The 10,943-nt window shown below is 72.6% G+C and carries 10 protein-coding genes and 1 tRNA gene; 7 read left to right on the forward strand and 4 right to left on the reverse strand.

Translation table 11 applies throughout. The features are described from left to right. Window positions 1-17: 17 nt before the first annotated feature. The 4 genes from BRM3_RS06370 to BRM3_RS06385 all read left to right on the forward strand — a co-directional run bounded on the left by BRM3_RS06370 (window position 18) and on the right by BRM3_RS06385 (window position 5,916). Complete coding sequence (locus BRM3_RS06370; protein ID WP_263595242.1) at window positions 18-704, forward strand: HAD family hydrolase; 687 nt, start codon at window positions 18-20, stop codon at window positions 702-704. Then, entirely contained in the window at window positions 701-1,402 is a 702-nt protein-coding gene (locus BRM3_RS06375) for an HAD family hydrolase (protein WP_263595243.1), read from the forward strand. Before BRM3_RS06370 ends, BRM3_RS06375 begins: the two co-directional genes overlap by 4 nt. A 97-nt stretch (window positions 1,403-1,499) precedes the next feature. Then, window positions 1,500-3,389: a thioredoxin-like domain-containing protein gene (locus BRM3_RS06380; protein ID WP_263595244.1), complete on the forward strand. Its 1,890-nt coding sequence runs from the start codon at window positions 1,500-1,502 to the stop codon at window positions 3,387-3,389. A gap of 16 nt (window positions 3,390-3,405) precedes the next feature. Beyond that, entirely contained in the window at window positions 3,406-5,916 is a 2,511-nt protein-coding gene (locus BRM3_RS06385; protein ID WP_263595245.1) for a sodium/proton-translocating pyrophosphatase, read from the forward strand. 3 nt (window positions 5,917-5,919) lie between these two features. Here BRM3_RS06385 and BRM3_RS06390 read toward each other — a convergent pair whose 3' ends face one another. Beyond that, window positions 5,920-6,504: a TetR/AcrR family transcriptional regulator gene (locus BRM3_RS06390; RefSeq protein WP_263595246.1), complete on the reverse strand. Its 585-nt coding sequence runs from the start codon at window positions 6,502-6,504 to the stop codon at window positions 5,920-5,922. A 50-nt stretch (window positions 6,505-6,554) separates the two neighbouring features. Between BRM3_RS06390 and BRM3_RS06395 the strand changes: the two genes are divergently transcribed. Next, window positions 6,555-6,962: a hypothetical protein gene (locus tag BRM3_RS06395; protein ID WP_263595247.1), complete on the forward strand. Its 408-nt coding sequence runs from the start codon at window positions 6,555-6,557 to the stop codon at window positions 6,960-6,962. Between the two features lie 41 nt (window positions 6,963-7,003). On the opposite strand, the gene BRM3_RS06400 is transcribed toward BRM3_RS06395, so the two are convergent. Beyond that, window positions 7,004-7,074: transfer RNA gene (locus BRM3_RS06400), tRNA-Gly, on the reverse strand. 79 nt (window positions 7,075-7,153) lie between these two features. Here BRM3_RS06400 and dcd point away from each other — a divergent pair. After that, on the forward strand, window positions 7,154-7,747 hold the full coding sequence (dcd, locus tag BRM3_RS06405) for a dCTP deaminase (protein ID WP_263595248.1): 594 nt from the start codon (window positions 7,154-7,156) through the stop codon (window positions 7,745-7,747). Here the strand turns inward: dcd and BRM3_RS06410 are convergent. After that, window positions 7,722-9,089, reverse strand: a complete 1,368-nt coding sequence (locus BRM3_RS06410; RefSeq protein ID WP_263595249.1) for an MFS transporter — start codon at window positions 9,087-9,089, stop codon at window positions 7,722-7,724. The genes dcd and BRM3_RS06410 overlap by 26 nt on opposite strands. Before the next feature lie 284 nt (window positions 9,090-9,373). Between BRM3_RS06410 and BRM3_RS06415 the strand changes: the two genes are divergently transcribed. After that, complete coding sequence (locus BRM3_RS06415; RefSeq protein WP_263595250.1) at window positions 9,374-9,625, forward strand: hypothetical protein; 252 nt, start codon at window positions 9,374-9,376, stop codon at window positions 9,623-9,625. A 141-nt stretch (window positions 9,626-9,766) separates the two neighbouring features. Here the strand turns inward: BRM3_RS06415 and BRM3_RS06420 are convergent, their stop codons facing one another. Then, entirely contained in the window at window positions 9,767-10,924 is a 1,158-nt protein-coding gene (locus BRM3_RS06420) for an IS30-like element ISPfr16 family transposase (protein ID WP_263595251.1), read from the reverse strand. Between the last annotated feature and the right edge of the window lie 19 nt (window positions 10,925-10,943).

Consider the following 10,943-nt stretch of genomic DNA (forward strand, 5'->3'; position numbering starts at 1 on the left):
CCGATACGCTGGGGGCGATGAGCACCTCACCGCTGCTGCCGTGGCCCCCTCGCGCCTGGACCCCGCTCGCCGTCGTCTTCGACTGCGACGGCCTGCTCGTGGACACCGAGTCCCCCTGGATCGAGCTGCAGGACGCCTATCTCGCCTCGCACGGGGCGGCCCTCGAGCCCGAGGTCCGGCGCCGCATCACGGGACGCAGCATGGAGACGGTGATCACCACGATCGCCGAGACCGTCGGCCGTGACGCGCACGCCGTGGCCGAGGACCTCCTGGCCCTGCACACCGAGCAGGCCGGGGCCGAGCTGATCGTCATGCCCGGGGCGCTCGAGACGGTGCGCGCGGCCGCCGCCAAGGTGCCCGTCGCGATCGCCTCGAACTCGCCGCGCGCCATGCTCGACGAGAAGCTCGAGGCCCTCGGCCTGGTCGGTCTGATCGACGCGAGCGTCGCGGTCGAGGACGTCGAGCACCCCAAGCCCGCCCCCGACCTCTACGCGCGCGGCGCCGAGCTGCTCGGCGCCGACCCCGCGCAGACGCTCGCCCTCGACGACTCCGAGACGGGCGCCCGGTCGGCGACCGCGGCAGGCCTGCGCCTGATCGCGGTGCCCTCCCTGCCCGGACAGGAGCCCGAGGCGGCCGTGACCCTGAGCAGCCTCGAGGACCCCGACCTGCACGCCTGGATCGACGCCTGGGAGACCCGCCGATGACCGAGACCGCGACCGCCCCTAGCCGCTTCGCCGAGGTGTTCGGCGACTGGTCGCCGCGCGCCGTCGTGTTCGACTGCGACGGCATGCTGCTGGACACCGAGACCGTCTGGAACGAGACCCAGGACGTGATCCTGGACCGGCTCGGGACCGAGCTCGACGCGGCCGACGCCCAGGCGATCGTCGGCTCGACCCTCGAGGACGCCGCCGCGATCATGGCGCGCGCCGCAGGGGCCGACTACGAGCGGGTGCTCGCCGAGACCCGCGAGGAGTTCATCGCGGCGCTCGCCGCGGACCTGCGCCTCATGCCGGGCGCCGAGGCCGTCGTCGCGGCCGCCGCCGCCCGGGTGCCGATCGCGTGCGCCTCCAACTCGTGGCACGACGCCCTCGTGGACAAGCTCACCCGGGCCGGCCTGATCGAGCACTTCAGCGCCCTCGAGTCGACCGACACGGTCGAGCGGGGCAAGCCCTTCCCCGACATGTACGCCCAAGGCGCCGCGGCGCTCGGCGCCGACGCCGCCCAGGCCCTCGCCTTCGAGGACTCCCGCACGGGCGCCCGCGCCGCCGTCGCCGCAGGGCTGCGGCTGATCGCCGTGCCGTCCCACGGCGAGGACCTCTCGCTCGCCGACCTCACGCTCACGTCCCTCGAGGACCCCGCGCTGCTCGCGTGGATCGACTCGTGGCCGCGCACGCGACGGTGACGGCGACGGCCACGACAACGGCGACGGCACAAGCACTGCCGCGCTCGCGACGGACCGTCCAGGTGCCGGTGATCGGCCACCTGGCACACTGGGGCGCATGACTTCTTCACCCGACGACGCCCGCGTGCGCGCGAGCGCCCTGCGCGGCCGCGGCTGGCTGAACACCGGGGGCGTCGATCTCTCCCTCGAGGACCTGCGCGGCAAGATCGTCGTCCTGGACTTCTGGACCTTCTGCTGCGTCAACTGCCTCCACGTGCTCGAGGAGCTGCGTCCCCTCGAGCACTCGTGGTCCGACGAGGTCGTCATCGTCGGCGTGCACTCGCCCAAGTTCGAGTTCGAGAAGGACCCCGACGCGCTCGCCGCGAACGTGCAGCGCTACGAGGTGGCCCACCCCGTGATCGACGACCCCGAGCTGCGCACGTGGTCGGAGTACGGCGTCAAGGCCTGGCCCACGCTCGTCGTGCTCGACACGCACGGGCGCATCGCCGCGTCGATGTCGGGGGAGGGGCACGCCGAGAACCTCGACGCCGTGATCGCACGGCTCGTCGCCGAGGGCGAGGTCGACGGCTCGCTGCGACGCGGCCCCGCGCCCACCGTGCTCGAGGAGCGCACCCCCCAGACCCTCCGCTTCCCCTCCAAGGTCGCCGAGCTGCGCGACGGGCGCGTCATCGTCTCCGACACCGGCCAGCACCGGCTCGTGATCTTCGGCCCCGACGGCGCGACCGTCGACGAGATCATCGGCGCCGGCCAGCGCGGGCACGACGACGGCGAGGGCCCCGAGGCCACCTTCACCGAGCCCAACGGCATCGCGGTCCTGCCCGACGAGGTCGCCGAGCGCGTGGGCTACGACCTCGTGGTCGCCGACACCGCCGGCAACCGCCTGCGCGGCGTGGCCCTCGGCCACGACCGCTTCCTGCGCGGACGCACTGCGACCGCCGTCACGACCCTCGCGGGCACCGGCGAGCAGTGGATGCAGGGCGCGCCCCTGCCCGCCGGCGAGGGCGACCCGCTCGGCTTCGCGCTGTCGACTCCGTGGGACCTCACCTGGTCCGACGCGCTCGGCGCCGTCGTCATCACGATGGCGGGCATCCACCAGATCTGGACCTTCGACCCGGTCGCGGGGACCCTCGCGGTGCTCGCCGGCACGACCCACGAGGGCCTCGTCGACGGGGACCTCGTGCGCTCGTGGTGGGCCCAGCCCTCCGGCGTCGCCCCCCTCGCCGACGGCCGCCTCGTCGTCGCCGACTCCGAGACCTCCGCGATCCGCGTGATCGACCCGCAGGACCTCACCGTCACGACGCTCGTGGGCGAGGGGCTGTTCGACTTCGGGCACGTCGACGGCGCCTTCGGGACCGCTCGCCTGCAGCATCCGCTCGGCGTGACCGTGCTGCCCGACGGCCGGGTCGCCGTCGCCGACACGTACAACGGCTCGATCCGCCTGCTCGACCTCGACGCGCGCACCGTCGTGACCGTCGCGACCGACCTGTCGGAGCCTTCCGACGCCCTCGTCGTGCCGCCCGTCGACGGGATCGACCAGCTCGCCGTCGTCGAGTCCGGCGCCAACCGTCTGACCTGGGTGCCCATCGCCAAGGCCGCCGAACGCCACGTGGACGAGGGGGCCCAGCAGTCCGAGCGCCCCGTCACCGAGATCGCTGCCGGCACGCTCGCGGTGCGGGTCCTGTTCACCCCGCCCGAGGGCCAGAAGCTGGACGAGTCGCTCGGCCCGTCGACCCAGGTGAGCATCTCGACCACGCCCGCCGCGATGCTGCGCTCCGGCGGCGGCACGTCGACCGCCATGACGCGCACGATCGAGCTGGACCCCGCCTATCCCGAGGGCGTCCTCCACGTGAGCGCCCGCGCCGCCTCGTGCGACGCCGACCCCGCCGTCGAGTTCCCCGCCTGCCACATGCACCAGCAGGACTGGGGGGTGCCGGTCCGCGTCGCCGACGGCGGCGCCGACGGCCTCGACCTCGCCCTGCTGGGCTGACCGCACAGGAGAACACGTGGACGTCATCACGTCATACCCGCTCGGCGACGACATCGCCTGGACCCTGCTCGCCGTCACCCTCGTCGGCGTCGCCTCCGTCGTGCTCGGCGCCGTCGTGCCGCGGCGCCTCGCGCGCGACGAGGACTCGGCGGGCCTCGACCCCGACCTCGGCACCCGCCTGGGAGCGCTCCTGTCGGCCGCCGTGCGCACCGCGCTCTCGATCGGCGTGCCCGTGCTGCTGCTCCTGCTGCTCGTGCCCGGCAGCCTCGAGGTCCGGGTGCTGCGGTCGGCGATGATGCTCGTCGGCATCCTCGCCGGCGCGGCGGCCGCCTGGCGGGCCACCGGCATCCTGGTGCCGGCCCTCGCCCTCGAGGGCGAGGCGCGGCGCCGCGGCATCTCCCGCATCGGCGCGCTGCTGATCGCCTCGACGCTCGCCCTCGCGGTCGTCCCGGTCGCCGTCATCGTGTGGTTCCTGCGCGGCGACGCCGGCACGTCCCTGCTGGCCTTCGCCCTCGGGGCTTCGGTCTTCGCCCTCTCGGCGCGGGTGACCACGTCCTTCACCGACATCGCCGCCGACGCCTCCGCCCTGCTCGGGGGCGCCGACGAGAACGAGCTCGACCGCGAGGCCGAGGACAACCCGGGCGCCGTGCACACGCGCCTGTCGGCCCTGTTCCGGCGCGGACCCGCCCGCGCCGCCGAGATCGTCGCGGTCGCGGCCGCCGTGCTGGCCGCGGGCATCGCGATCGGCGTCGCGGTCCTCACGGTCGAGGGCATGATCGTGCCGCTCCTCGGCGGCGGCATCGCGATGCTCGTCGCGCTCCTGGTGGCCGTGCTCCCGCACTTCGGGACCGAGGGCAGCGAGCGCGAGACCCTGCGCCTCGGGGCGCTCATCCCGTCGATCGTGGGCGCGGGCGCGCTCGCGGCCACCGTCGTGTTCTGGCTGCCCACGACGTACAAGTCCTTGCGCTTCGCGAAGGTCGGCCTCGACACCTTCACCGACGCGGCCCTCACGGGCGGGGACCCGGTGGCGCGCAGCGAGCTCGAGCCGCAGATCGAGCAGGCCGCCCAGCAGTTCTCCACGATGCTGTCCCAGGCCGACGAGTCCGCGGGCTCGCGGACCATCCTCGACACGATCGCGATCTACGGCGTGAACCCGGCCGTGGTGGTCGCGGTCGCGGTCGCCGTGGGCGCCGTCCTGGCCCTCGTCGCCCAGGCCCTCGTCTCCTACGCGGCCGACCGCCGCAACACCCCGACGCTCGCGATCGCGCGCACCTCCCGCACGGGCGGCGCCCTCGGCGCGCTCACGGCCCTCGGCTCGGCCGGCACGACAGCCGCCCTCGTGGTCGTCGTGCTCGTCGTCGGCCTCGTGGCGCTCGGCGTGACGGCGGGCGGCATCGGCATGCTCACCCTGCTGCTCGTCGCCTATGCCGGCCTCGGCGCCCTCATCGTCGTCGCGGGCCATGCGGCCGTGCACGTCGCCGCGTCCCTCGGGGACCGCGCCGGCTCCGAGCAGCCCCTGCGCGACGCCACCCGCTCGGCGGACGTCGCCGCCGGGACCGGCATCCAGGTCGCCGCCGTGCTCGCCGCGCTCGCGGTGCTCGCGCCGGTCACCAACGCGATCTACGCCTCCGCGCGCGCCTCGAGCCTGTGGGAGGACCGGGCGATGCACGACATGACGCCGGGCTCCGTGTTCGGCCTCGCCGGCATCGCGATCGGCATCGCGACCGTCCTGTTCGTGGGCACCTCCCTGCTCGAGTCCGGCCGGCGCATCGGCGCCACCGCGGTGATCGACACGCGCGCGGCCCTGCTCGAGAAGGGGACCGGCCGCGTGCACCTCGCCGAGCTGACCCCCCTCACCCGCAAGGCCGCCGTCGCGCCCCTCGTGATCGCCGTCGTCATGCCCGTGCTCGTGGGCTTCGGGATCGGGGCGGCGGCCCTGCCCGGCTACCTCGGCGGCGTGGTCCTGACGGCCCTCGTGCTCGCGGTGTGGACCGGCGCGGCCGACGCCTCGATGCGCTCGGCGGTCGACGTGATCGAGACCGGCCGCTACGGCGGTCGCGGCTCGTGGGGCCATTCGGCAGCGCTCGGCAACGCCGTGCTCGGCACCGGGCTGCGCGCCGCGATCGGCCAGCTCGCCCTGCCGGCCGCGATCACGACGTCGCTCGTGACCGTGATGGGGATCGGGGCGTTCGTCTCGCTGCCCACCAACGGCACGAGCGTCTACCTGCGCTGGGGCATCGCCGTGGTCGCGCTGCTCGTCGTCATCGTGGCGAGCTCGGTCACCGCCTCGGTGCCCGAGCCCGACCTCGAGGACTTCGCGGAGGATCTCGACGAGCCGCTGTTCGGGCGCCGGGTCGAGGAGACCGAGGCCGAGGCGACGGACTGGGACGCGTTCGCCGGCGACGACGAGTCCGACCGCGAGGAGGTCGTCGTGCCCCGCTCCGCGCGTGGCCGGCGGGAGACGTCGAAGAAGTCGGCGTTGACGAAGAAGCCCGCCACGTCGGGTCGGCGCCGCTCGCGGCGCTGAGGCTCAGGCGCGGGGGGCGGCGCCCAGGCCGCGCACCACGAAGGCGACGAGCGCGTCGACCTCGTGGTCGGGCATCGTCGAGCGCCCGATCAGCAGGGAGTTGACGATGCGCACGGTCGCGGGCACGTCGAGGTCCGCGGCGAGCTCGCCGGCGGCGATGCCGCGCAGCAGGATCTGGCGCAGGACGTCCTCGATCATGACGACGTGCTCGCGCATCCGCTGTGCGGTCTCGGGGGCGAGCGAGGCGCCGCCGCGGCTCGAGGGCATGTGGAAGGCGCCGCGCAGGCTCACCTGGGTGCGCACGTACAGCTCGATCGCCTCGACGGTCGAGCCGGCGCCGGCGATGCCCTCCCGCAGCCGGTCGAGGTAGCTCGAGGTCTCGTGCATCGCGAACTCGACGAGGAGGGTGTCCTTGTCGGGGAAGTGGTTGTACAGCGCGGTGCGGCCGACCCCGGCGGCCGCGGCGATGCGCGAGAACGTCAGCTCCTCGAAGTCCTCGGACTCCATCAGGTCGCCGAGCGCGGCGAAGATCCGCGCGCGGGTCTGCAGCCGATGCTCCTCGAGGGAGCCGCCGATGATCTTGGGCATGGGGAGCATTCTTCCATCCGCCCGCGCGCCGCGCTCCTAGACTGGGTCGCATGATCGATCTCGATGTCGCCACCCGTCTGCGCGATCGCGGCCTCGCATGGGAGCCCGCCGACGGCGACTGGTTCGTCATCGACGCCGAGCTGCTGCGCGATCAGGCGTTCATGCTGTCCTCGATGGTGGTCGAACGCGCCGTGGGGCGGCGGGGCGAGCCGCTCCTGCGCTTCAACGGGACGACCGAGTGGGCGCTCGACGCGATCGAGCCCCACGAGGCGATCTGGATCCCCCGCGAGGACCAGCTGCGCGAGGCCCTCGGGGAGCGCTTCGGCTCCCTCGTGCGGGATGCGGAGGGGCACTTCACGGTGAGCGTGCTCGACGGCGAGGGCCAGGTGCGCGAGATCCGCGCGCCGCACGCGGAGGACGCCTACGCGGGCGCCCTGCTCGTGGTGCTGGGGTCCTGAGGGTCTGCGGCGGGGCGGGCAGGAGGCGAGGCTCCGAAGGGAGCGGGTGACGGGAATCGAACCCGCGCTGTCAGCTTGGGAAGCTGAAGTTCTACCATTGAACTACACCCGCGCGGCACGCCCGGAAGCGTGCGGGGACCAGTGTAGCCCGCTCGCCGCACATCACGAAAACGCTGGGATAGCCTGTGCCCGTGCTGCTGAGCGACCGAGACATCCGCGCCGCGTTCGACGACGGGCGTGTGCGCCTGGACCCCTATGACCCCTCGATGATCCAGCCCGCCTCCGTGGACGTGCGCATCGACCGGTTCTTCCGGGTCTTCGACAACCACAAGTACGCGATGATCGACCCCGCCCAGGAGCAGGCCGAGCTCACGCGGGAGATCGCCGTCGACCCCGCGGACCCGTACATGCTGCACCCGGGGGAGTTCGTGCTCGCCTCGACGTACGAGCAGGTGACCCTGGGCGACGACATCGCCGCGCGGCTCGAGGGCAAGAGCTCGCTGGGCCGGCTGGGGCTGCTCACCCATTCCACGGCCGGCTTCATCGACCCGGGCTTCACCGGGCACATCACGCTCGAGCTGTCCAACGTCGCGACATTGCCCGTCGCCCTGTGGCCCGGCATGAAGATCGGCCAGCTGTGCTTCTTCCGGCTGTCCTCGCCCGCCGAGCACCCGTACGGCACGGGGCCCAACCAGAGCCGCTACCTCGGCCAGCGCGGGCCCACCCCGTCCCGGTCCTACCTGGGCTTCCACCGCACCGTCATCGAGCCGGGTCGGGAGCGCTGACCGGGACCGGGCGGCCTGCGGCGCCGAGCCGGATGGGCACGAAGGCGACCAGCCCGATCGCGAGCACCACCAGGATGCCGAGGATGCCCATGCGGGTGTCGCCGAAGAGCGTCACCGACAGGGCGAAGGCGCCCGTGCCGAGGAACCCGAGGGCCCGGCCCGTGGTCGCGTAGAGCCCGAAGTTCTCCGTCTCCCGCTGGGGGAGGGAGAGGCGCGTGAGCAGGTTGCGCGAGGCCGACTGCACGGGGCCGACGAACAGGCAGATCAGGAGCCCGCACACCCAGAACACGAGGGCGGAGTCGACCAGTAGGATCACCGTGCCGATCACGACGATGCCCGCGCATCCGGTGATGATGACGGCGCGCGAGCCCACGCGGTCGTCGACCCGGCCGCCCAGGAAGACCCCGCACCCGGCGATCAGGTTCGCGGCGATCCCGAAGATGATGACCTCGGTGGTCGAGAAGCCGTAGGCGCCGGCCGCGAGCACCCCGGCGAGGGAGAACACGGCGCCGAGGCCGTCGCGGTAGACGGCGGAGGCGACGAGGTACTGCAGCATGACGGGCTCGTGGCGGAACGCGCCCGCGATGCGGCGCCCGATCTCCGCATAGCCCTGCCAGGGCGTCCAGCGCCGGGCCTCGGGGGGTCGGGGTGTCGCGGGAGCCCGTCGCATGAGGGGGAGGGTGCCCAGCAGGATCCAGACGGCGGTGAAGATCGGGATGGCGCGCAGGTTCCAGCCGTCCTCGCCCGTGATTCCCAGCAGGCCCGTGCCCGGCATGACGAAGCCGACGAGCACGATCGCGAGGCACCCGATCGAGCCCCAGTAGCCGACGGCCCAGGCCGTGCCGGAGATCCGCCCGCGGTCGGCGGGGGTGGAGATCTGCGGCAGCACCGAGTTGACGAACACCCCGGCGAGCTCGGAGAAGGTGAGGGCCACGGCGATCAGCACGGCACCGAGCACGAGGTAGTCGGCGTCGAGCCGCACGAAGGGCATGAGGGCCACGGTCACGACGGTGCCCACCGTGGTGACGCGCAGGAGCAGGTTCCGCTTGCCGCCCGTGTCCGCGAGGTTGCCCAGCAGCGGGGCGAGCAGGGCGATCGCGACCGCCGCGACGGACTGCGCGCTCGAGAGCACCGTCGAGCCGTGGTCGCGTGCCGCCTTGATGGCCGCGTCGCCGACGGCGCCCTCGGAGGCCACGGCGTTGGTCACGTAGGTCGCGAAGACGAACGTGAGGATCACCGAGGAGAACGCCGACATGCCGCCGTCCCACAGGTTGAAGGCACGGATCTGCGAGCGGAGGGACGCCGGGGCGCCCCCGCGCCGGCGCGGGGAAGGGGAGGACATGAGCACACTGTAGGGGCGGGTGCGGTGCCCGGCGGGCACTTGAGGCATGGGGCGGAGGGCGATGCGCGGGGTGGGTTGTCGGCCCGAGGCCGATCCCGGTTTGGCGGGGCGCCCCCTCATAGGTCACGATGTGCCCAATCTCCGGCCTCGGAGGGGTGGAGCGGCGGTGTTTCCGCCGGTGGGCGAAGGAGCCTGCGATGAGCCTTGCCGGTGTCCGTGCTCGGACGGGTGATGTGTCAGGAGGACGGCGGCAAGGACATGGAGGCGCGGGTGCGCCGAGCGGGATGAGCTTTCCGGCCGTGGCGTTGCTCGATGACGAGAGCTTCCTGACCATCGATGTCGCAGATGCGCTTGACGCAGAGGTCTACGAGCTGGTGCTGCACGGAGACCTCATCTGCGTGCTCGCCGCGGACGGGTCCACCTGGGTGTGGAGCGAGCCGCCCTCGCCGACGGCATATCAGCGCGGCCATTGGCTGCGCAGTGAGGAATCGGCGGCGATCCTCTGCGCGCGAACGCGTGAGAGCGAGAGGGGCTGACATGAGCCCAGGAACACGATCTCGGTCCACGATCGCCGTCATTCTGGCCGCGGTGCTCCTCGCGTCACTCGGATGCGCATGCGTCATCGGAGTTCATGTCTACCGCGAGTTCAACCCGTGCTCGCACACGGAGGGGCGGATTCAAGCGATGGGCGCAAGGAACTCTGCGAGCTTCTCTGATGGTGTCAGATAGCCCAGCGTCTTGCGGGGGCGTCCGTTGAGGCTGTCCTGGATCGCGTCCAACTCCTCGCGGCTGACGACGCTCAGGTCGGTGCCTTTGGGTAGGTACTGGCGCAGCAGGCCGTTGGTGTTCTCGTTGCTCCCCCGCTGCCAGGGCGAGTGGGGATCGCAGAAGTAGATCGGGATTCCTGTGGCGATGGAGAACGCGGCGTGCTTGGACATCTCCGCGCCTTGGTCCCAGGTGATCGTTCGGATCAACGAGGACGGCAGCTTGCTGATTGCGGCGCGCATCGCGGCCTCGACCTGCTCGGCGCTCTTGCCGTCGGGCAGGTGCAGCAGCAGTGTCATTCGCGTCGAGCGCTCAACGAGCGTGCCGATGGCGCTGCGGCTGCCCTCGCCGAGGATGAGATCACCTTCCCAGTGGCCTGGCACGGCGCGGTCGTCGGCTTCTGCGGGGCGCTCGCTGAGCATGACCATGCCGGGGATGCGGCCGCGACCGTCCGTGGTTCGGCGGGGCTTGCGGGCCGATCTTCCGGACCGCAGGCACCGCGCCAGCTCACGGCGCAGTTCGCCTCGGCCCTGCACGAACAGCGACTGGTAGATCGTCTCGTGGCTCACGCGCATCTCCGGGTCGTCGGCGTGATCCAACCGTAGGCGCGCCGCGATCTCCTCAGGTGACCACAGTTGCTCCAGCCGGCTGGCAACCTCCTCGAGCAGCCGGCCCGACGCAAGCTTGAACGGCTTCGGTCGGCGCGCCTGCTCGCGGGCACGTTCATGACCACGCCACGCCGAGTAGCCGCAGCGACCCCCACCGCGCTTCACCTCACGGCTGACGGTCGACATCGCACGCCCCAGCTGCTCGGCGATCGCGGTGAAGGTATCGCCGCGATTGATGCCCAGCAGGATCTGCTCGCGCTCGTCGATCGTCAGACAGCCCTGACGTGGCTCCCACCCGAACGGCCTGGCGTCAAGGTGCCTGCCGGTGCGGGCCATGATGCCGACCATCGGCGCGCTGCAGCCGATCTCCTTCGCGATGTCGACCAGCCGCCAGCCCTTCCCGTGCAGCCTGAGCGCGAGCTGCTTCTGCTCCCGGCTGAGATGACCGTGCCTACCCTGCATCCGGATCCTCCTGTGATCA

The sequence above is a fragment of the Brachybacterium huguangmaarense genome (assembly GCF_025725725.1).
Classification (GTDB): Bacteria; Actinomycetota; Actinomycetes; order Actinomycetales; family Dermabacteraceae; genus Brachybacterium; species Brachybacterium huguangmaarense.